The sequence below is a fragment of the Nocardia sp. NBC_01499 genome (assembly GCF_045040275.1).
Taxonomy (GTDB): Bacteria; Actinomycetota; Actinomycetes; order Mycobacteriales; family Mycobacteriaceae; genus Nocardia.
The window spans coordinates 324,898-347,069 of record NZ_CP109426.1; the positions used below are offsets into that span (position 1 = coordinate 324,898).

Here is a 22,172-nt window from a genome sequence, read left to right on the forward strand (position 1 = left end):
CTACTTTGTCAACGAGGGAGATTTGCCATGGCGGTTGACTACACACGAGACGAGCGGCTACAGCGCCGAATCGCGCAATTGTTCGCCGAGGACGAGCAGGTCAAGGCCGCTCGGCCGATCGAGGCGGTCGGGGCCGCCGCGCGGGAACCCGGCCTGCGGCTGGCGCAGGTCCTCGCCACGGTGATGGAGGGCTATGCCGACCGTCCCGCGGTCGGGCAGCGGGCGTTCGAGCTGGTCACCGATGACGCGTCGGGCGCGACGTCGCTGCGGCTGTTGCCGAGGTTCGAGACCATCACCTACGGCGAACTGTGGCAGCGCATCGGCGCGGTCGCCACAGCGTGGCAGCGCGACCCCGAAAAGCCTTTGCGTGCAGGTGATTTCGTCGCCATTCTCGGCTTCACCAGCATCGACTACGCGACGCTGGACTTCGCCACCATCCACCTCGGCGCGGTCACCGTTCCGTTGCAGGCCAGCGCGGCGGTGTCGCAGCTGAGCGCGATTCTCACCGAGACAACACCGCGCCTGCTCGCCTCGACGCCGGATCACCTCGACCGGGCCGTCGAGTGCCTGCTCGCTGGCGCATCGCCGGAGCGCCTTGTGGTGTTCGACTACCACCCTGACGTCGACGCCGAGCGCGCGGCATTCGAAGCCGCCCGCCACCGCCTCGCCGATGCGGGCAGCTCGGTGATCGTGGAAACGCTCGACGCCGTGCGCCAACGGGGCAGCGAGCTGCCGCCAGCACCGCTGTACGTCCCCGACGCCGACGACGACCCGCTCGCGCTGCTCATCTACACCTCGGGCAGCACCGGCACGCCGAAGGGCGCGATGTACACCGAGCAGCTGGCGCGGCTGATGTGGCAGGGGACGCTCGCCGGGGTCGGGATCAATCTCAATTACATGCCGATGAGTCACATCGCCGGACGTTTGTCGTTCATCGGCGTGCTCGCCCGCGGCGGCACCGCCTATTTCGCGGCGAAAAGTGACATGTCGACGCTGTTCGACGACATCGCCCTGGTGCGACCCACCGAGATCTTCTTCGTTCCCCGCGTGTGCGACATGATCTTTCAGCGCTATCGCAGCGAGATGGACCGGCGCTCGGGTGCGGGTGTAGACGAGGCCGCGCTCGATCAAGAGGTGAAAACCGAACTGCGGCAGAACTTTCTAGGCGGGCGCTTCCTCGGGGCGATCGTCGGTAGCGCGCCGTTGTCCGCGGAGATGCTGACGTTCATGGAGTCCGTGCTCGACGTGCAGCTGCACGACGGCTACGGGTCGACCGAGGCGGGCGCGGGCATCCTGATCGACAACCGGGTGCAGCGGCCGCCGGTAACCGATTACAAGCTCGTCGACGTGCCCGAACTCGGCTACTTCCGCACCGATCAGCCGCATCCGCGCGGCGAGCTACTGGTGAAGGCGGCGACCCAGATTCCCGGGTATTACAAGCGGCCCGAGGTCACCGCGGAGATCTTCGACGAGAATGGTTTCTACAAGACCGGTGACATCGTGGCCGAACTCGGGCCCGACGAGCTGGTGTACGTCGATCGCCGCAACAATGTGCTCAAGCTGTCGCAGGGCGAGTTCGTGACCGTCGCCCACCTCGAGGCGGTGTACGCGAGCAGTCCGCTGATCCGGCAGATCTTCATCTACGGCAGCAGCGAACGCTCCTACCTGGTTGCCGTGATCGTGCCGACCGATGCCGCGTTGCGCGGCGGCGACACCGACGCGCTGAAATCGGCACTGGCCGAATCGATTCAGCAGCTGGCCAAGGACGCGGACCTGCAGTCCTACGAGATTCCTCGCGAATTCCTGATCGAGACCGAGCCGTTCACCATGGAGAACGGTCTGCTCTCCGGTATCGCGAAGTTGTTGCGGCCCAAGCTGAAGGAGCGCTACGGCGAGCGCCTCGAGCAGATCTACACCGATCACGACGCACGCCAGAGCGATGAATTGCTCGCGCTGCGCAGCGAAGCCACGACCCGTCCGGTGCTGGACACGGTCAGCCATGCGGCGCGGGTACTGCTCGGCATCGCGTCCACCGACCTGCGCCCCGACGCGCACTTCACCGACCTCGGCGGCGATTCGCTGTCGGCGCTGTCGTTTTCGAATCTGCTCAACGAGACATTCGGCGTCGAGGTGCCGGTCGGTGTCATCATCAGCCCGGCGAACAACCTCAGCGAGATCGCGAAATACATCGAGGCCGAACGTGATTCGGGCGCGAAGCGACCCACGGTCACCTCGGTGCACGGCGCAGGCTCGCAGATCCGGGCCGCCGATCTCACGTTGGACAAGTTCATCGACGCGCGAACCCTGGCCGCCGCCAACACCATTCCGCACGCGCCCGTGCCAGCGCAGACGGTCCTGCTGACCGGAGCGAACGGCTACCTCGGCCGCTTCCTGTGCCTGGAATGGCTGGAGCGACTGGACAAGACCGGCGGCAAGCTGATCTGCATCGTGCGCGGCAGTGACGCGGCCGCGGCGCGCAAGCGGCTCGACGCGGCGTTCGACAGCGGCGATCCGACATTGGTCGCGCACTACCAGGAATTGGCCGCCAGGAACCTCGAGGTGCTCGCGGGTGACATCGGCGACCCGGATCTCGGTCTGGACGAGGCGACGTGGCAGCGGCTTGCCGAAACCGTCGACCTGATCATCCATCCGGCCGCGCTGGTCAACCACGTCCTGCCGTACAGCCAGCTGTTCGGCCCGAATGTGGTTGGTACCGCCGAAATCATCCGCCTTGCCCTCACCGCGCGACGCAAGCCGGTCACCTACCTGTCGACGGTCGGGGTTGCCGATCAGATCGATCCGGCGACCTTCCAGGAGGACGGCGACGTCCGCGAGATCAGCTCGGTGCGCGAGGTGCGCGAGGGCTACGCGAACGGCTACGGCAGCAGTAAGTGGGCGGGCGAGGTGCTGCTGCGGGAGGCGCACGATCTGTGCGGTCTGCCGGTCGCGGTATTCCGTTCGGACATGATCCTGGCCGATCGTCGCTACGCCGGTCAGCTCAACGTCCCCGACGTGTTCACCCGGCTGATCCTCAGCCTCGTCGCCACCGGCATCGCGCCGTACTCGTTCTACCAGACCGATTCCGACGGAAACCGGCAGCGGGCCCACTATGACGGTCTGCCAGCCGATTTCGTCGCCGAGGCGATCACCACTCTTGGCGTGCGAGCCACCGACGGCTTCCAGACCTACGACGTGCTCAACCCGCACGACGACGGCATCTCCCTGGACGAATTCGTCGACTGGCTCATCGAAGCCGGTCGGCCGATCCAGCGGATCACCGACTATGCGGACTGGTTCAGCCGTTTCGAGACCGCCATCCGCGCCTTGCCCGAAAAGCAGCGTCAGGCCTCGGTTCTGCCGTTGCTCGATGCCTACCGCTACCAGCGTGCGCCGGTCGCGGGATCTCAGCTACCGGCCAAGAAGTTCCAGGCGGCGGTGCAGGCCGCGAAAGTCGGCCCTGACAAGGACATTCCGCATTTGACGGAGGCATTGATCGACAAGTACGTCAGCGATCTGGAACTGCTCCGGCTGCTCTGATCGCTTCAGCGGGACAACAGAACTCGAAGACCGTCGGAGACCAGTCCGTGTACTGACTTGGCTCGGCGCACCCGCGACAGCGGCGAGATGGGCACGGTATGTCCTTCTCGCCGCTGCCGTATCTGCTCGATCAGGTCGGCGGGGACGTGGAACCGCGCCAGCCTCGGCAATGCTTCGCGCTTGGTGATCAGTTCATTGGTCGCCAGGGTGACCTCGGCGCGAGCGAGGGTGAACAGGCTGAGGTCGATGTAGGTGTCTTGGAACCAGATTCGCGGTCGCCGCAGCGCGGGCACCCAGTATCGACTGAGGTCGGCGCGCACCGCCTCCTTCAGCTCGTCGGCGGTCACCGGCGGAATCACGGCCCGCGGGGGTTCGCCGAATACGGCGAACCCGAACTGCGACAGCTCCGCTCGGGCGATCCCGGTGAATGGTCGCTCGAACATCATCTGGGCTGCCCACGTCACATGCGGTGTCGTGACGTCGTCGAGGTCGGGTACCGGCACGTAAACGCAATGCAGCTTGGTCGCCTCGGGGCGGCGGGCGATGAACCCGCGATGGAGCTGCGCGACTCGTCGTCGCTGGTCGTCGCTCAACGGCCGTTCGACCAATGCCACCAAGTCGAAATCGCTCACCCCGGGCCGATAGTCACCGGTGGCCAGCGAACCGCCCACCTGAAGCGCGACGACATCGGCGGCGGGTTTGACCTCTGCCGCGAATTCGTCGAGTACGGCTTGGATCCCAGGCGGCAGGCTCATGCCGACATTATCTCGCCGCGTACGCCTCGTCGGCGACCTCGACGCCCGCTCGGCGCAGCCGAACCAGGACCAGGCCCGCGCCGATCAGCACCACGGCGTACACGATGACGAAACTGTTGATCAGGATCTGCGCGCCCGGCCACCACGGTGGGAACAGGAACAGCCCGACGACCACATAGTTCGGGTCGTACTCCCACGTCCATGCGCCGATCGAGCCGAAAAGGGCTGCCGCGACAAGCCACCAGCCCCACTGCGATTGGGCCCGGTGCACCAGGTAGACGAACAGTGGAACGAACCACACCCAGTGGTGATCCCACGAGAACGGCGAGACCGCACAGGCGGTGAGGCCCGCCAGCGTCACCGCGAGCAGCCGTTCACCGCGCCGGAACAGACCCGCGGTGATCGCCAAGCTCACCAGGGTGACCGTGCCAGCGATGAGCAGCCACAGCCACACCGGCGCCGGGTGGTGCGTCAGGTGCGCGATCGCGCCGCGAATGGACTGATTGGACGGATGCATGTCGTCGGCGATCCGATTGGACTGGAAGAACGTCGAAGTCCAGTACTGCCGGGAATCGGCGGGCAGCACGATCCAGGCGAGCACGATCGACGCGACAAAGGTCGCCGCCGCGGTGCAGGCCGACCGCCATTGGCGCAGCACGAGAAACTGCACGACGAAGTAGGCCGGCACGAGCTTGATCCCCGCGGCCAAGCCGACGCCGATGCCGCGCAGCCTGCTCCGATCCGCGCGGGAGAAGTCCCACAGCACGAGCAGCATCAACATCAGGTTGATCTGCCCGTAGAACAGCGTGGTGCGGACGGGCTCGATGAACGCGCAGGTGATCGCCAATAACGCGCTCACGGCGGTGAGTTGGGCGTTGATCCGGTACCCGAGGATGCGCCAGCTCAGCAGCACGCAGCCGAAGAGCACAAGCAGGTTCAACACCAGCCAGGTGTCGGCGACATACGACCACGGAATCGCGACGATGGGGATGAAGGCGATGGTGGAGAAGGGTGTGTAGGTGTACAGGAGCCCAGCGATGGTCGGCTCGGTATAGAGCGGCTGGTCGTGCAGGATGCGCCAGGCGCCGTCCCGATAGACGTGCACGTCCAGCCCGCCGTCCAGGATGCCTGCCCGGTCCAGCCACGGATCGACCGTGGTGAACAGCAGGATCACCGCCAGGGCGGCACTTGCGGCCAGTATGAAAAGCGTTGGGCCCGAGCGTGGAAGCTCCAGCATCCGGGACTTGGGCACAAGTGATCAACTTACCGAATAACTCGAGCCGGAGCACGCCCCGAAGCTTCGGGTCGCGTTCGGATGCCGGAATCTTCCCGCAAAACGGGTACTAGCAGCACCTGGATACCGCTAGTGATTTCGGGCACGATCATCTGATGACCGATGTGCTTGACGTCCGGGCGGTGCGCAAAGCGCGCCGTGCGGAGCTGGGAACCTTCCTGAAGTCGCGGCGGGCCAAGATCTCGCCCGACGACGTCGGGCTGCCGCCCGGCCCGCGCCGGCGCACACCGGGACTGCGCCGCGAGGAGGTCGCACAGCTGTCCGGTATCGGGGTCACCTGGTACACCTGGCTCGAACAGGGTCGTCCGATCAATGTCAGCGTGCAGGTGCTCGACGCGGTGGCCAGGACGCTGGCGCTCGACGATGCCGAGCGCTCGCACCTCTACCGGCTCGCCGATGTGCCGACCGTGCCGAGCCCGCACTCGAACAGCGCGCTGCCCGAAGAGATGCAGACCATCCTCGACCATCTGTCGCCGCTGCCCGCCGCGGTGCTGAGCGCACGCTATGACGTGTTGGCGTTCAACGACTCCTACGCGGCCCTGTGCCCAGGCTTCCTGATGGGTGAGCGCAATGTCGCGCGGCGGGTGTTTCTCACGCCGCCGTGCTGCAACACCTACAAGAGCAGCTGGGATGATCTGCGCCGCATGGTCGCCTACCTGCGCGGCGCCTACGCGAAGAACCTCGACGACCCGAGCTGGCAGGAGTTCATCGAGGAAATGTGCGGCGCGAGTACCGATTTCGCCGCGCTATGGGCCCGCAATGACGTCGCGGTTCCGTCGAACCGGATCAAGCAGATCCGGAACCTGGCCATCGGCGAGCTGGAGATGTTCATCACGAGCATGTCCCTGCCGGTCGTCGCCGGTGCCTGGGTGCAGATCTACACCCCGACCGACGAAACCCAGTGGGCCCAACTGCGATTGCTGCTCGCGATGACCCCGGAGCAGCAACGCGAGCCCTGGGACGAGCATCGGCAGCGCTACCACTCGATGCCCGCCGCGGTGTGAGCCGGTTCAGCGCTTGCTCTGCCACAATGTGAGCACGCGGCTGATCGCTTCCTTATCGCTCGTCACAATGTCGTACAACCGGACAAGGTCTTGTTTGAGCGCGGTGCGTGAATCGCCGTCCAGGTACACCATGTGACCCGAATGGTAGAAGCGGATCGAGAGGTTCTGCCGCACCGTCGGATCGTCGAGCGGCATGTGCTGCAAATCGAGGATCGTCTGGTACCTCGGCGTCACGAAATCGAAGTAGCCGTTGGCCGAGAGCACTTTCAGGTCGACATTGATCGCCATCACCGCGGCCAAATCGCCCGCCGTGGCGAACGCATCGGGCGGCTGCTTCGTGCCGGTCGGATCGACGTGGCTGTAATCCCAGTTCGCGAACACCTGATCATTCAGGTCGGTGAATGCCGAGTCCGACGTGAATTTCAACTGTTCTTCGAGATACCAATTCCACATCGCGGTGTAGACGCCGGAGACGGCCGCCATTGTCGGATCGTTGCCGCCGGAATTCGGGTCGACCTTGCCCGCGATACCGGAGTCGATGCCCGTCACCCGGCCGTCGTACGCGCCGAGCGCCCGGTTGCGATCCTGCAGCAGGGTCGTCAAGAACGGCCAGCCGATGACAAGGCTCCATGATGTCAGGACGACCTTATCGATACCGGTATAGGCCGCGAGCTTGTCGATCACGGCCGGATCGGACTTCGGAAACGCCTGCAGCGCAGCCAGATAGTCGCCGCTGGCGAACTCGTCGACCTCCGCCATGAACGTGGCCAAATCGGCAGGCGGCGGCGTGATTCCGAGGCGTTTGTGGTACCATGCGTCGGCGGCCGCCGTCGGCAACAGGCCGATCGGGTTGCCCGACTGCCGATAGTCGAGGATCGAGGACAACAGCGTGATGCCGTTCAGATCGACGCCGTCTTCGTGCAGTTTGTAGGCGAGGACGCAACTGCGTGCGGTGCCATACGATTCGCCGAACAGGAACTTCGGCGAATTCCAGCGGCTGTTCTTCGTCAAGTAGCGCTTGATGAACTGTTTGAGCGAGTCGGCGTCCTGATCGACGCCCCAGAATTCGCGATTGTTGTGTGGCGCGACGGCTGCCGAGTACCCGGTGCCGACGGGATTGACGAAGACCAGATCGCTGGTGTCGATCAGGCTGTCGGGGTTGTCCTCCATCGAATACGGAGCGGGCGGCGTGAAGTCGGGCATATTGGTTTTGATCCGACGCGGCGCGAACGAACCGAGCAGCACGAACACCGACGAGGAACCTGGGCCGCCGTTATAGAAAAACGTGACCGGCCGCGTCTCCTCTTGCTGTGCGTCCTGCGTGAACGCGACATAGAACATCTTCGCGTTCGGCAGTGAGCTGCTCGGATCGACCGTGACGAGGTGGCCCGCCGTCGCCGTATACGCGATTTCGCGGTCGTTGATGGTAATCGTGTGATGCGTGACGGCCGCGCTTTCGGCGGTGTCGGCGACATTGTCGTCAGGACCGGTGCCGTAGGCCACCGGATCGAAGAACGACTGATCACCGCCATCCCCGGTGGTCGAGCCTTCGCTGGCAGCGGAATGAACGCTCATCGTAACCTTCCCCAAGGTCGGAGCTTCGGGTGTCCAGCGTACAAGGGGGTTTTGTCGCCGGACGCGGAACGGACGTTTCGCCCGCTCTATGGCCGATCTTCGGCGTCCTCGGGGAAACGCGCAATGCGCGTATCGACTTTGCCGGTATAGGGGAAATGTGCGACTTTGCCACCCTGGGCGCGCGCAACGACGTCGCGGTTCCGTGGATCAAGCAGATCCGAGGCGGGAGCCCACCGAGGTGTGCGGTCAGCCCGCGGCGGGCGTTTTCCTGATCTCGACGATCGGAAGTACCAGTGCGGCAGGCGAATTCGCGGGGATCACGGGCTTGGCCGGTGCGACCGGTGCGATCTGCTGATAGGCGGTGCCGAGCGCGGGACGGGTGTCCGCCTCGCCCTTGTTCGGCCAGTAGGCGGCGGCGCGCTCGGCCTGGGCGGTGATGGTCAGTGACGGGTTAACGCCGAGGTTGGCCGAGACCGCCGCGCCGTCGACGACGCTGAGTGTCGGGTAGCCGAAAACGCGGTGGTAGCCGTCGATTACGCCGTGCTCGGGGTCGGCGCCGATGGCCGCGCCGCCGAGGAAGTGGGCGGTGAGCGGGATGTTGAAGATCTCGCCCCAGCTGCCGCCCGCGATGCCGCCGATCTTGGCGGCCACCCGTCGGGTGACGTCGTTGCCGACCGGGATCCAGGTCGGGTTCGGTTCGCCGTGGCCCTGCTTGCTTGTCAGTTTGCGGCCGAACAGTCCGCGCTTGGTGTAGGTGGTGATCGAGTTGTCCAGGTGCTGCATGACCAGCGTGATGATGGTGCGCTCGCTCCAGTCCTTGGTGGTGAGGAAGCTGATCAGGTCCATCGGACGCCGTATCAACAGGCCGAGGAAGCGCAGCCAGCGTGGAATCCGCCCGCCGCCGTCGACCATGATCGTTTGCAGCAGCGCCATCGCGTTGGAGCCCTTGCCATAGCGGACGGGCTCGATGTGGGTGTCCGGCGTCGGGTGGATGGACGAGGTGATCGCGACGCCCTTGGTGAAATCGACTCCGGGAGTGACCTTTTTGGTCGCGGCACCGACGATCGACTCGGAGTTGGTGCGCGTCAACTGGCCGAGCTTGTCGGAGAGTTCCGGCAGCGCGCCCTTGTCCCGCATCTCGAACAGCAGCTTCTGGGTGCCCCGGGTGCCCGCGGCGAGCACGACGTGTGCGGCGGTGTAGGTGTGCGGTTGCTTGCGCACCCAGGCGCCGGTGCGTGCGGTGGACACGTCCCAGGTACCGTCCGGATGTGGGCGCAGATCGGTGACGGTGGTCATCGGAATGATCTGCGCCCCAGCCTGTTCCGCGAGGTAGAGGTAGTTCTTGACGAGGGTGTTCTTGGCGCCGAACTTGCAGCCGACCATGCAGTCGCCGCATTCGACGCAGCCGGTGCGTTCGGGGCCGACGCCGCCGAAGTACGGGTCCGCCACGGTCTTTCCCGGTTCGCCGAAGAACACGCCGACCGGGGTCTGCACGAAGGTGTCGCCGACACCGAGGTCGTCGGCGACCTGTTTGAACACCTCGTCGGCCGGGGTCATGTGCGGGTTGCGCACCACGCCGAGCATCTTCTTGGCGCGCTCGTAGTACGGCGCGAGTTCTGTCTGCCAGTCGGTGATGTCGCGCCACTGCGCGTCGCGGAAGAACGGCTCCGGCGGCACGTACAGGGTGTTGGCGTAGTTCAGCGATCCGCCGCCGACACCGGCGCCGCCGAGGATGAGGACATCGCGCAGCAGGTGGATGCGCTGGATGCCGTAGCAGCCGAGCTTCGGGGCCCAGAGGAACTTCTTCAGCTCCCAGCTGTTCTTGGGCAGCTCGTCGTCGGCGAACCGCTGGCCCGCTTCGAGGACGGCTACCTTGTAGCCCTTCTCGACCAGCCGGAGCGCGGTGACGCTGCCGCCGAACCCAGAGCCGACGATGAGAACGTCGAAATCCGTTGCTCGCTGGTCCATAGCTACTCCTCGATCGTGTCGCCAGTGACTCGGCTAACACTACTACTGAGTAGGTTGTGCGCCGAACCAGGGCGGGGGACCCGGCTTTGTGTCACGGGTAGCCAATTCGGCGCGGCATGTGAGAGCAGCGCTCACTGTTGTTGACATCGCTCTCTGCATATTGCACCGTGGAGTCATGCCGACGACGCCGCGCGCCCGAGCCAGAGCGCAGACCATGACCGACATAGTCCGCATCGGCCGCGAACATCTGGCCACCGACGGTGCCGCGGCACTCTCGCTGCGTGCGGTCGCGCGCGACCTCGGCGTCGTCTCCTCGGCCGTCTACCGCTACGTCAGCAGCCGCGACGAACTACTCACCTTGCTCGTCGTCGACGGATACAACGCCCTCGGCGACGAGGTCGACACCGCCCTCTCGGCCGCCCCCGACGACCCGATCGAACAACTACGCACCCTCGCCCGCGCCATCCACCGCTGGTCCCGCGCCGAACCCGCCCGCTACGGACTACTTTTCGGCACCCCCGTCCCCGGCTACAACGCCCCCGCCGACCAAACCGTCCCCCCCGGCACCCGAGTAATCACCACCCTACTAACCCTCCTCGCCCGCGCCTACCAAACAAACCAACTCAACGCCCCCTCCGTCGACCCCCACGTACCCCCCACTCTCGCAACCACTTTCACCCAAATCCGCACCGAATTCCACCTAGACCTCCCCAACTGGCTGATCGCCCGCGGCATCACCTTCTGGACCAGCCTCCTCGGCGCGGTAAGCGCCGACATCTTCGACATGTACGGCCCCGACACCTTCCCCAACCGCAACGCCCTCTTCGACCTCCACCTGGACACCCTCGTGGACATGCTGGGGTATCGACCAAACCGATAGCCGCACAGCGAGTGTCACGTTCGATGCGTCGGGACGATGCCAGGCACTGGGTCAGGGTTCGAGAAACAGTCGCTCGCAGGGCAGGCGTGGGAGTCCTCTCCCTCGGGATGACGCAGGCCGAATTCGGCGCCTTCATCCATTTCACGCAGCCCGCGGTATCGCAGCTGGAGCATGACGGTCCGGCGATTTACGATGTGCGCGTGCTGCGCCGCGTGGCTAAGGCGCTGAACGTGCCATTGGCCTTGCTGATAGTCGGGTCGGACGAGGAGGCGGATTTGAAGCGGCGCCAGTTTCTCGAGGCGGGTGCGGTCGCCGTTGCCACGACCGTCGGTCCAGGTCACGCCGAAACTGTCCCGGTAGGCATGAAGGTCGGTATCGCCGACGTCGGGCGGATCACGTGCAGTATCAATGAGATCCACGAGTTACAGCTGTTGGTTGGCGGCGACCGGTTGTGCGCGGTTGCGGACCACCAGGTTCGGTATGTCGAGCAGTTGCTCGATCAGGGTGAGTACAGCGACACGGTTGGCAAAGCCTTGACCAGCGCCGCTGCCGAGATGCAGACGGCGGCAGGTTGGGTCTTTTACGACGCGGGCCGTTATGTGGAGGCGCGGCACTATTACGCGGGTGCCGCCCAAGCCGCCGCTGCGGCAGGCGACGGTATTGCTGCTGGGCATGCCTGGATCAATGCGTGCCTGCTGTCGTATCGGGAAGGCTCGCGACCAAGGGAGGGTGTCAAACTGGCGGAAGCGGCACAACTCGCAGCTCGGCGGGATGGCGGGCCGAAACTACGTGCACTGGCCGCCATTCGGGAGGCCGAGGCACACAGCGCGATTGGTGATCAGTCGGCAATGGTTGCGGCGGTGAGTCGCGCTCACCGGGCATACGAGTCTACTAGGGGACATGATCCCGAATATTTTGCTCATCTGTCAGAAGGGCAGTTCAGCGGTTTGACCGGACTGGCGTTCATGCGAGGCGGTCGTCATCGGGAGGCAGCGGGCTATCTGGAGGAGGCTATCGATAAGTCGGTCTCTTATCCGCGTGACCACCTTGCCTGGCAGATCCGGCTGGCGCAGAATTCTATCCGGTCCGGTGCTATCGCTGACGGCTGTGCGTTGCTGGTCAACAACTTTGGCGTCATCGGAGCTGTGGCTTCGGCCCGATTGCGGGAAGCGCTCGGTGAGATTGCATCAGATCTCCGACCGCATACTGCGGTGGCAGAAGTGCGTGAGTTCTTGGGCATGTGGACTTCATGCTGGTGATGCAGGCTTGCCGATGAACTGGCAAACTCTGCTGCTCAGCAGCTCGTATCTGTCTCTCGTGTCTTGAAAAGACATGCAGTAAGCGCGTGTTGACGGTAGGCCTTTGGTCTTATGTTCTGGCGCAGAGAAACTTGTTCCTTCCGGGAACTGGTGGAACGTGAAGTCGACATTCTCGCCGTCTATGACATTGAAGTAATGCGAGACTGCTCTACCGCTCGGCAGGGTCGCAACTGTATTGACGATGTCGCCACCGAAGTGGTCTTGAACCACGCATGCGGTGACTGCACATTGCCCCTCTGCGGGGTTGCTTTCGGTCCAGTCCGCAGTGTTGCTTGTGTCCGCGGACCATGCCCTTTGCACCGCGTCTCGCAAGCTCGCAACGGTTCCGGCGCCCATGGATTCAGGATACAAAGAGTTTGCGGACCCGCGCTGCGGTCAGTCTTCGTTGCTGGAGCGGGTGCCGAGGAGGTGGAGGAGGGGGTCGGTGGAGGTCAGGCGGTCTACTTCTTGGGCGCCGGTGCATTCGTAGAGGCCGATGGTTACGTGGCCGGGGCGGCGGGTGATTACTCGCCAGATGGCTCCCGAGTCTTGCCAGCGGCGGAGAATTGTTGTGGCGTTGGGGGTTTCGCTGTGGGGGTCGGACATGGGTGTCCTATCGGGTCAGCGGGGGAGGGTGACGGGGTCGAGGCAGCTGGCCGCGGCGTCGACGAGGGAGCAGGGTTGGGGGGATCGGGTGGGGCGGTAGGTGGGGGAGACGCCGCCTGATCGGGTGATCTCGGTGTAGGCGGGGACCGCGTCGGTGGGTTTGCGGGTGCGGGTTGGGTCGGTCAGGACGTCGACGGTGTAGAGGCCGAAACGTGGTGTGTAGGAACCCCATTCGTAGTTGTCGGTGAGGCTCCAGTAGTTGTAGCCGATGACGTTCATGCCGTCGGATTTGGCGCGTTGCAGCCAGTAGATGGTGTCGCGGAGGTTGTCGGCGCGGGTGTAGCCGTCGGCGCGGGGCGCGCCGTTTTCTGTCGGCATGCCGTTTTCGACTATGTAGAGCGGCTTTCCGGGGAACTGGCGGGCGTAGTGCTGGAGGGCGTAGTAGATGCCCTCGGGTTGTAGTGGTTGGGTCCACAGTCTTTCGAGGTCGGGCGGACCCGCCAGGAGGCTTTCGGGGGAGAGGCCGTAGTAGTAATCGATGCCGATGTAGTCGAGGTGCGCGGCGATCTTGTCGACCATGGGCTTGTTGATGAGGTCCTCGCCGGTGGGGATGTAGGCGACGTTGCTCGTGACGAGCGCGCCGGGCTGCACGGCGTGGATGTAGTCGTAGATGCTGTTGTGCGCCTGGGCAATTCGATCGTGCATGGCGGGCGCGTCGAGGGGTGAGATGCCGCCCTTTTGCAGTTCGCCCACGATGTAAAACGTGGGCTCGTTGAAGGTGACCCACAGGGGGTCGGCGGGGGCGTAGCGGTCGACGAGGGTGCGGGCGTTGGCGAGCCAGTCGTCGACGATGCCCGGGTTGCGCCAGCCGCCGCGGTCGACTTCCCAACCGGGATAGACGAAGTGGTCGAGGGTGAGCATCGGTCGCATGCCCGCCGCGGTGATCGCGGCGATCACGTTGTCGTAGAAGCGGAGTCCGTTCTCGTCCCACTCGCCCGGCCTCGGTTGCACTCGCGCCCACTCGATTCCGATGCGATAGACCCGCACGCCGAGCTGCGCGGCCAGCGCGATATCGGAACGGTAGCGCGTGAAGAAGTCGATCGAATCACCGTACGGGTCAGTGGTTTTCCCGGCAGCGACGTATCGAGACCAATTGCTGTCGGGCGCATGGCCTTCGGACTGATATCCCGACGCGGCGACACCCCACAGGAAATCCGAGCCGAGCGGCGCGACCTGAGCGGGCGGTTCCGGCCGTGCTGCGGAGATGGCTGTGCTGCCGGTGAGCAGTGCGGCGGTGGTGAGGGCGAGGACGACCAAGACGTGACGGCGCTGTGCTCGCATCGGACTCCTGTTCGACGGGATGACCGGGCCATGGACCTGGAAACAGCGTAACTGGTCGTATGTCCGTTTTAGGTGGATCCGTGGCGGTGCGTTGGTTCGAGGAAACCCGGGTCCATCATCGACAGACGGCATAAAGAATGGCAGGGAGGTCATTCACTCCTTGCCACTTCTAACATATATCGCACCCGGGGCCTTGCGGCAAGACCCCGGTCGTGCCGCACAATCTCCTGCCGAAGCCAGAACCTGCGGATATGGGTCTGGTGGGACGCCGAAACGCAACCATGGGAGTTTTTGTGATTGATGTGATCGTTGCCGGCGGCGGACCGACCGGTTTGATGCTGGCCAGCGAATTGCGGCTGCAAGGTGTGCGGGTGGTCGTGCTGGAGAAGGCGGCGGAGCCGACCGAGGTGGTCCGCTCGCTCGGCATGCATGTGCGCAGCATCGAGGTGATGGCACAGCGCGGGCTGCTCGACCGCTTCCTCGCGCTCGGCAAGCAGTACAAGGTCGGCGGTTTCTTCGCGGGCCTCGGCACGTCGTGGCCCGAACGGATGGACACCGCGCATTCGTACGTCCTCAGCCTCCCGCAGCCGACCACCGACCGCCTGCTCGCCGAGCACGCCACCGAACTCGGCGTCGAGTTCCGGCGCGGCACTGAGCTGGTCGGGCTGAGCCAGGACGACGACGGAGTGACCGTCGAATTGGCCGACGGCACCCAGCTGTGCTCGCGCTACCTCGTCGGCTGCGACGGCGGCCGAAGCACGGTGCGCAAGCTGCTCGGCGTGGACTTCCCCGGCGAGCCCTCCAGGGTCGAGACATTGCTCGGCGCAATGGAATTGACCGCGTCGCAGGAGGAGCTTACCGCGGTGATGGCCGAAGTTCGCAAGACCCAGCTGCGGTTCGGTGCCGGGCCAATCGGGGACGGACTGTACCGCGTGGTCGTGCCCGCCGCCGGGGTCACCGAGGACCGCGGTGTCGCGCCGACCTTCGAGGAGTTCACGGAGCAGCTGCGGGCGACCGCCGGCACCGACTTCGGCGCGCACTCACCGCGTTGGCTCTCCCGCTTCGGCGACGCCACCCGGCTGGCCGAGCGCTACCGGGTCGGCCGGGTGCTGCTGGCGGGCGACGCGGCCCACATTCACCCGCCGGTGGGCGGGCAGGGGCTCAACCTCGGCATCCAGGACGCGTTCAACCTCGGCTGGAAACTGGCCGCGACAGTCAACGGCTGGGCGCCGGAGGGGCTGCTCGACACCTATGCGGCCGAACGACGTCCGATCGCCGCCGCCGTGCTGGACAACACGCGCGTGCAGATGCTGCTGATGTCGCTGGAGCCTGGTCCGCAGGCAATGCGCAGGCTGATGGGGGAACTGATCGAGTTCGAGGACGTGAACCGGTACCTGATCGAGAAGATCACGGCGATCGGGATCCGCTACGACTTCGGCGAAGGGCACGAGCTGCTCGGCAAGCGGCTGCGGGATATCGAGCTGAAGCAAGGACGCCTGTATGAGCTGATGCACGGCGGGCGCGGGTTGCTGCTCGACCAGACCGGCCAGCTCTCAGTGGCAGGCTGGGCGGACCGGGTCGACCTCGTCGTCGATGTGAGCGAGGAGTTGGACGTGCCCGCGGTGTTGCTGCGGCCGGACGGTTACGTGGTGTGGGTCGGTGAAGATCAGGAGAGTCTGCTCGGCGGGCTGTCCGAGTGGTTCGGAGCTGTCGCCAGCTGAGCGAGGAGTGACCACCGGAAGGCCCGTGGGGGAGGAGTCAGGCGGGCGGGTCTTCCGGTGGGAGGTAGGGGAGTGGGCGCAACTGGAGAGGGAGTTGTGTTGGGGGACTTCGGATTCCGAAGGTCTCACGGCCAGTGAACAAGGGGTTCCGTCGAGGTCCGTGGAAGGTTTCAAAGAGAATAATCCATATAGTTACTTAGATATGCGCATCTACGCATGCAGATCGCTCCAATAGGAACCTCCCACAAATCACCATTGCCGAACCATCTAACCCAGCCCCCTCATCAGCCAAGAGAAGAGGGGCGGGCTCGTCGTAGCGGTGCGGCATCTGCCCGAACCGAATCGTGCCCCGACCCTCTTACGGGTCGGGGCACTGCGGCGTAGTGCAGGTGGCTGACCAGGTCAGCGCGCCAGACCGGCCCAGTCGTACGCCGCGTCATACAGCGTGGTGAGCTCGGCGGGCCGGTCGATGCCGTAGCGATCGGTGGGGACGGTGTACCCGCGCTCGGTCATCCACAGGCGCAGCATGCGATAGGACGGCCGAGCGCCCTCGAGGTCTTCCGGGTGCAGTGTCGGCGGGGCGGTGGGCAGAGCCGGGGTCATCGTGTCGTGGTCGAAGATCGCCACCGACGCGGCGAACCGCCAGCCGCTGTTCCCCTTCTCGGCGCGATGCAGCATCCGCAAGTACGAGGTGAGGTCGACCTCGACGCCGCGGAAGGTGTCGCGCATCTCGATGGTTATCGGCACCTCGACGATCGCGCGGGTGCCGTTGACGTCGATGACGGGCTGTCCGAGGCGGTGGTTGGACGGGGTGTGGTCGAACACGCGCTTGGACACCTCGATGTACTCGACCGCGGTGCCGTCGAACCAGCTTGTCTGGATCGTCGCCTCGGGCGTGTAGCACCGCGTGAGGATGGACCACCACCCCCGGTCGCGGGCCTGTCGCTCATGGGTGACCAGGGTCAGCACCTTCGCCAGCTCGGAGTCATTTTCGGACAGGGGTCGCATCGCGCACTCCTTTGATCGGGCCGAAGTCTTGTCGCATCGCCGCAGACTCCGCATATATGGTTTAGTGTATACCAAGACGTATATAGGAGTGATCATGACGAGATATGTCATCGAGGGTGCTCGGGTGTTCGACGGCGAGCAGCCGATCGGCGTGCGGACAGTGGAGGTGGCGGGTGCGCGGATCGTCGCGGTCGGCGCACCCGTGCCCGCCGGGGTCGAGCGAATCGACGGCAGCGGCGCCACGCTGCTGCCCGGCCTGATCGACGCGCATACCCACGCCGACCTGGAAATGCTCGGCCAGGCCCTGCGGTTCGGCGTGACCACCGAGCTCGATCTGTTCTCGTTCCCGAGCACGATGGATGCGCTTCGTCGCGCCGCCGCCGAACGGACCGATATCGCGGATGTCCGTTCATCCTCGGTGGGCATCACGGCGCCCGGCGGGCATCCGACTCAGCTGCGAGGCAGCGTGAACGACCCTGAGTTGCCGACGGTCGCCCGGCCCGAGGACGCCGCCGGTTTCGTCGACGCGCGGATCGCGGAGGGAGCCGATTACATCAAGGTGATGATCGAAAGCGGCGAGACGCTCGGCAAGGAGGTCCCCGTCATCGATGCGGACATCGTCAAGGCGACGGTGGTCGCCGCGCACGACCGCGACCGCATGGTGCTCGCCCACGCCTTGACCATCGAGGCGACTCGGGCGGCGTTGGCCGCTGGCGTCGACGGGTTTACCCACCTGTTCATCGACGGCCCGTGCACGCCCGATCTGGTCGAGGCGTTCACCGCGGCAAGGGTTTTCATGATCCCGACGCTGAACCTCCTTGCCTCGATCACCAACCAGCGCCTCGGTGCCGGCCTCGCGCGCGACAGCCGGGTCGCCGGGCGCCTGCCGCAGGCCTGGTCGGACAATCTCGGCGCTCAATTCGACACGCTCCCGACCGGCAACTTCGATGCCGCACTCGCCGCGGTGCGGGCGTTACATGCCGCCGGCGTACCGATCCTCGCCGGCTCGGACGCCAATTATCACTTCGGTGCGCGCGGCATGGCACACGGTGTGAGCCTGCACGGCGAACTACAGCTTCTCGTCCGGGCGGGTCTCACCCCGGTCGAGGCGCTACGGGCCGCCACCAGCCTGCCCGCGACGACATTCGGCCTCCATGACCGTGGCCGGATCACCCCTGGCGCGCGGGCCGATCTGCTGCTGGTCGGCGGCGACCCCACCAGCACGATCGCCGACACCCTGTCGATCAGGGAGGTGTGGCGGAGCGGATCCAGGACAGCCCGCTGAGCGGATCGCCAGGCCCCCTCCCGGCATCCGAGCTGTTAGGCGCTGGGAGGGCGGCATCGGCGATCGACCCCAACGAGGTCCGCAGTATCCGAAGACTCTGATCGGTGAGACCGGTGAGCAGCCGGGTCATGACGTCCTCGGCAATGGTGTTGCAGCGTTGCAGGAGTTCCGCACCATCCGGAGTGATCCTGTGCAGAATCGCCTTACCGGCACCGGGCCTGCGTTCGAGCAGCCCTCGCTGTTCGAGGCGGGCGACCACCGCGCCCGCCGACTGATCGGACTGTCCGATGAACAGGGCCAGCGCGTGGGTCGAGGAATCAGGCTCGGCCGCAACGGCGTACAGCATGCCCCACTGCGGCAATGTCACCCCGACCTGAGCGAGCGCGGCCTCGCAGGCCGTCTGCTTACGCAGCTGCGCCCGCCGCAACAGCATCGCGATATCGACACCGCTGGGCACGTTCTGGTCGGCTGCCATCCACGCAGTATATAACAACACGTATATGAGAACCCGGAGAGGCTCACCCGCCGTGGGTGGAGCCAGGGCGAGGGCGGTGCCCAAGCAGTCGGTGACTGTAGTGCTGGGTTCGGCGTGGCGGGTGTTAGACCTTTGCGGAGGTGAGTGCGTCGAGGAGTTGGGCACCGGCTTGGCGGGCGGCGGCCCGGATGACGAATCGGTCGAAGCCCCAGCGTTTCCGGTGTGCGCGCACCTCGGTGACCAGCTCGTCTACCGTGCCGATCAGCACGTAGGGAGCGTTGAGTAGCTCGGCGACGCTGGTGGTCGGGATGTCCTCGGCAAAGCGGGCGCAGGCGGCCTCGGCGTCGTCGGTGATTTCCACGTGTTGCACGAGTGCCTCGAAGGAGGGTGTGCGGCCTGCGGCGGCGGTTCGTGCGATGTCGATCTGTGCGTCGATCTGATCGCGGGCCCACCGGGTTTCATGACTGTGACCGTCGGGCAGGGTGTGGCCGAGGCCGGAGAGGCCGATGATATCCGCGGTCGCGGCGGCGTATCGGAGGACGCGAGTGCCGTTGCCGCCGACCAGAACTGGTACCGGCTCCTGTACCGGTCGTGGTCGGGTCAGCACGGCGTCTTTGAGTTGAACGTGTGTACCGGCGAAGGTCACGGTGTCACCGGCGAGCAGTTGCCGCGTGGTGTCGGTGACTTCGATCATCCGATGGACGCGTGCGGCGGCCGAGGGGTGCTGGCGTCCCTGCATGGTCCATTCCGCCGGGGTGTGTCCCGCCCCGATCCCGAACAGTGCCCGCCCACCCGAGACGAGGTCGAGCGTGGCGACCTCACTCGCGAGCAGGTACGGCTCCCACATCCCGGCGTTGACCACGTTGGTCCCGAGCCGGATGGTCTCCGTGGCTGTCGCGGCCGCGGCGAGGGCGACGAATGGCGAGGCGAACGAGCCGGGATGGTCGGGAACCATGAGGGCGTCGAAGCCCTCGCGCTCGCATCCTCGGGCGAAGTCCGGCCAGGAGCCGACCTCGATCACATCGGCGGTCATCGAGAACTTGATCGGTGCGTTCATGCTCGACCTCCCTTCGAGCTGCCAACGCTAATTCCGGCGGGTGTGTGGCGTAAGTGGTTCCGCTGAGGGCGAATTCGGCTGTTCCGCGGTGAGGACGGGGAGTCGTACCGTGACGGGGTCGGTGACGGGGGTGGTTTCGACGAGGTCGGTCATGTTGCGAGTGGCGGGGTGCTCGTCGGCGAGGACCGGTTCGCCGAGGCCGACGCGTTCGTGCAGGCGTTTCATCCAGGCCGGTGCCCACCAGCAGTCGTCGCCGAGGAGTTTCATGACGGCGGGTACCAGCAGCATGCGCAGGATGGTGGCGTCGATGATGAGTGCGGCGATCATGCCGTAGGCGATGTACTGCATCATCACCAGTTTGGAGAACGCGAACGCGCCGGTGACGACGAGCAGGATTAGTGCGGCGGCGGTGATGATGCGGCCGGTGTGCGCGGTGCCGGTGCGGATCGCCTCGGTGGTGGTCGCGCCCTTGGAGCGGGCTTCGACCATGCGGGACAACAGGAATACCTCGTAGTCGGTGGAGAGGCCGTAGATGATGGCGATGATCAGTACGAGGATGAGCGCTTGAATCGGTTGCGGGGTGAAGTTGAGTAACCCTGATCCGTGTCCGTCGACGAAGATCCAGGTGAGGATGCCGAGGGTGGTGCCTAGGCCGAGTGCGCTCATCAGGGCGGCTTTGATCGGTAGGACGAGGGAGCCGAAGGTCAGGAACATGAGCATGGTGGTGAGGAAGAGGACGACCGCGACCATGAAGGGGATGCGGCCCAAAAGGCCGTCGATGGAGTCCTTTTGGATCGCTGGTGTGCCGCCGACGAGCATGGTTACGCCGTCGGGGAGCGGGATCGCGCGCAGATAGTCGATGGTGGTGTCGGCGTTCTTGACGGCGAGCGCGGCGTCGGTGCGGTAGACGCCGGGGTGAGTGATCGAGGTTTCCGGTGTGTGGAACGGGCCGGTCGCGCCTGGCGGGGTGAGCAGGCCGGGCGCTCGGTTCGCCTGCTTGACGACGTCGCCGATGCCGGTGGTGTTCCCGTTCTCGGAGATGAACACGAGCTGCACGGGATCGGCTTTGCGGATGGGGAAGGTGGTGTCGAATTCCTGTTGGGCGATCCTGGTCGGGTTGTCCGGTGGCAGGTAGGTTTCGCTGAATCCGCCGAAGGCGATGTTCTTCATCGGGATGATCAACAGCAGCAGGCCGAGGCAGATCGGGATGGCGATCCGTTTGGGGTGTTGCATCACCCAGCGGGCGGTGCGACCCCAGAAACTGTTCTCGACCTCTTCGGCGGTCTTGGTTTTGCCGAAGCGTTTGAGGCCGAGCATGTCCACGCGTGGGCCGAGGACGCTGAGCATCGCGGGCAGCACGGTGAGGGCGGTGAGTGCGGCCAGTGAGACCGTCGCGATGGAGCCGTAGGCCATCGATCTGAGGAAGCCTTGCGGGAACAGGAGCATGCCGCCGAGGCTGGCGATGATCATGGTCGCGGAGAACAGCACGGTGCGGCCCGCGGTCATCACGGCGCGGCGGACGGCGGTTCGGGTGTCGTAGCCTTCGGCGAGTTCCTCGCGGAATCGGCTCACGATGAACAGGCCGTAGTCGATGGCGAGGCCGACGCCGATCATCGAGACGACGCCGGAGACAAAGATATTGACGTCGGTGAATTCGGTGAGGCCACGGAGGATGCCGTTGGCGCCCATCACGGTGAGCCCGCCGACGATCAGGGGTAGTGCGGCGGCGACCAATCCGCCGAAGATGAAGAACAGGAGCACGGCCACGAGGGGGAACGCGACGACTTCCATGAGGTGGATGTCTTCGTTGAGCGAGGAGGCCAGGGTTCCTGCGACGGGTTGCAGTCCGGCGACTTGGACGTCGATGCCCGGAATGTCGAAGGCGTCCTTGACTTTCTGGTAGTTGTTCGCCACGTCGGTGTCGGTGTCGCCTTTGATGGCGACGGAGGCGAAGGCGCGGTTCAGGTCAGGTCGGCCGAAGAAGCTTGGTTGCTGTGGGGCGTTCGCTGTCTTCCAGTAGGAGCCGTTGACCTGCTGGATTTCGTTGGGGTGCTCGGGTTGCAGGCTGTCGAGGTTGGCGATGATCTTGCCGCTGAATTCCGGGTCGTCGAGTGAGACGCCGGGGGGTGCGGTGTAGAGCAGGATGACGTCGGCTTTGTGGTCGCGGCCGAATGCTTGGTCGGATATGTGTGCGGCCTTGGCCGATTCCGAGGTGGGGTCGTCCAATCCGCTGGAGGTCAGATGCCGGGACAGGTCTGCGCCGTACCCGCCGAGGGCGAGCAGTGTGGCGCCGATGCCGACGATGACGACGATGCGGAACCGATAGACGAAGTCTCCCCAGCGCGCGAACATCAGGCGGCTCTTCGGA

General features: G+C 65.3%; 17 protein-coding genes. 6 read left to right on the forward strand and 11 right to left on the reverse strand.

The genetic code is table 11. From position 1 onward, the window contains the following. Window positions 1-27: 27 nt before the first annotated feature. Entirely contained in the window at window positions 28-3,537 is a 3,510-nt protein-coding gene (gene car / locus OG203_RS01430; RefSeq protein ID WP_405163813.1) for a carboxylic acid reductase, read from the forward strand. A 5-nt stretch (window positions 3,538-3,542) separates the two neighbouring features. On the opposite strand, the gene OG203_RS01435 is transcribed toward car, so the two are convergent. Beyond that, window positions 3,543-4,292 (reverse strand): nucleotidyltransferase domain-containing protein, encoded by a 750-nt coding sequence (locus OG203_RS01435; protein ID WP_405163814.1) that lies wholly within the window; start codon window positions 4,290-4,292, stop codon window positions 3,543-3,545. 7 nt (window positions 4,293-4,299) lie between these two features. Next, on the reverse strand, window positions 4,300-5,529 hold the full coding sequence (locus tag OG203_RS01440) for a glycosyltransferase 87 family protein (protein WP_405163815.1): 1,230 nt from the start codon (window positions 5,527-5,529) through the stop codon (window positions 4,300-4,302). Window positions 5,530-5,681: 152 nt separating this feature from the next. Between OG203_RS01440 and OG203_RS01445 the strand changes: the two genes are divergently transcribed. Next, window positions 5,682-6,590: a helix-turn-helix transcriptional regulator gene (locus OG203_RS01445; protein ID WP_405163816.1), complete on the forward strand. Its 909-nt coding sequence runs from the start codon at window positions 5,682-5,684 to the stop codon at window positions 6,588-6,590. 6 nt (window positions 6,591-6,596) lie between these two features. Here OG203_RS01445 and OG203_RS01450 read toward each other — a convergent pair whose 3' ends face one another. Then, window positions 6,597-8,165, reverse strand: coding sequence for a S10 family peptidase (locus tag OG203_RS01450; RefSeq protein WP_405163817.1), 1,569 nt, complete (start codon window positions 8,163-8,165; stop codon window positions 6,597-6,599). Window positions 8,166-8,411: 246 nt separating this feature from the next. Next, window positions 8,412-10,133: a GMC oxidoreductase gene (locus OG203_RS01455; protein WP_405163818.1), complete on the reverse strand. Its 1,722-nt coding sequence runs from the start codon at window positions 10,131-10,133 to the stop codon at window positions 8,412-8,414. 175 nt (window positions 10,134-10,308) lie between these two features. Between OG203_RS01455 and OG203_RS01460 the strand changes: the two genes are divergently transcribed. Both OG203_RS01460 and OG203_RS01465 read left to right on the forward strand, forming a co-directional pair. After that, window positions 10,309-11,013, forward strand: a complete 705-nt coding sequence (locus OG203_RS01460; RefSeq protein ID WP_405163819.1) for a TetR/AcrR family transcriptional regulator — start codon at window positions 10,309-10,311, stop codon at window positions 11,011-11,013. 107 nt (window positions 11,014-11,120) lie between these two features. Next, the gene (locus OG203_RS01465; RefSeq protein ID WP_405163820.1) at window positions 11,121-12,272 is read left to right on the forward strand and encodes a helix-turn-helix domain-containing protein; all 1,152 of its coding nucleotides are present in this window, start codon (window positions 11,121-11,123) and stop codon (window positions 12,270-12,272) included. Here the strand turns inward: OG203_RS01465 and OG203_RS01470 are convergent. Genes OG203_RS01470 through OG203_RS01480 form a run of 3 tightly spaced genes read right to left on the reverse strand, consistent with a single transcriptional unit; the run spans window position 12,261 to window position 14,258 of the window. Beyond that, the gene (locus OG203_RS01470) at window positions 12,261-12,668 is read right to left on the reverse strand and encodes a hypothetical protein (protein ID WP_405163821.1); all 408 of its coding nucleotides are present in this window, start codon (window positions 12,666-12,668) and stop codon (window positions 12,261-12,263) included. The two genes, OG203_RS01465 and OG203_RS01470, sit on opposite strands and share 12 nt — an antisense overlap. 39 nt (window positions 12,669-12,707) lie before the next feature. Beyond that, window positions 12,708-12,917 (reverse strand): hypothetical protein, encoded by a 210-nt coding sequence (locus OG203_RS01475; RefSeq protein ID WP_405163822.1) that lies wholly within the window; start codon window positions 12,915-12,917, stop codon window positions 12,708-12,710. Between the two features lie 15 nt (window positions 12,918-12,932). Next, window positions 12,933-14,258, reverse strand: a complete 1,326-nt coding sequence (locus OG203_RS01480; RefSeq protein ID WP_405163823.1) for a family 1 glycosylhydrolase — start codon at window positions 14,256-14,258, stop codon at window positions 12,933-12,935. Between the two features lie 281 nt (window positions 14,259-14,539). Between OG203_RS01480 and rox the strand changes: the two genes are divergently transcribed. Then, complete coding sequence (rox, locus tag OG203_RS01485) at window positions 14,540-15,979, forward strand: rifampin monooxygenase (RefSeq protein ID WP_405163824.1); 1,440 nt, start codon at window positions 14,540-14,542, stop codon at window positions 15,977-15,979. A 402-nt stretch (window positions 15,980-16,381) separates the two neighbouring features. Here the strand turns inward: rox and OG203_RS01490 are convergent, their stop codons facing one another. Beyond that, complete coding sequence (locus OG203_RS01490; RefSeq protein ID WP_405163825.1) at window positions 16,382-16,987, reverse strand: nuclear transport factor 2 family protein; 606 nt, start codon at window positions 16,985-16,987, stop codon at window positions 16,382-16,384. Between the two features lie 94 nt (window positions 16,988-17,081). Between OG203_RS01490 and OG203_RS01495 the strand changes: the two genes are divergently transcribed. Then, entirely contained in the window at window positions 17,082-18,272 is a 1,191-nt protein-coding gene (locus OG203_RS01495; RefSeq protein WP_405163826.1) for an amidohydrolase family protein, read from the forward strand. On the opposite strand, the gene OG203_RS01500 is transcribed toward OG203_RS01495, so the two are convergent. The 3 genes from OG203_RS01500 to OG203_RS01510 form a co-directional block, all read right to left on the reverse strand. Next, the gene (locus tag OG203_RS01500) at window positions 18,232-18,747 is read right to left on the reverse strand and encodes a MarR family winged helix-turn-helix transcriptional regulator (protein WP_405163827.1); all 516 of its coding nucleotides are present in this window, start codon (window positions 18,745-18,747) and stop codon (window positions 18,232-18,234) included. The genes OG203_RS01495 and OG203_RS01500 overlap by 41 nt on opposite strands. A gap of 124 nt (window positions 18,748-18,871) precedes the next feature. Next, window positions 18,872-19,804 carry a TIGR03621 family F420-dependent LLM class oxidoreductase gene (locus tag OG203_RS01505; RefSeq protein WP_405163828.1) on the reverse strand — a complete coding sequence of 311 codons (933 nt, stop codon included), beginning with the start codon at window positions 19,802-19,804 and terminating at the stop codon, window positions 18,872-18,874. 27 nt (window positions 19,805-19,831) lie between these two features. Continuing rightward, entirely contained in the window at window positions 19,832-22,156 is a 2,325-nt protein-coding gene (locus OG203_RS01510; RefSeq protein WP_405163829.1) for an MMPL family transporter, read from the reverse strand. Window positions 22,157-22,172 lie beyond the last annotated feature (16 nt).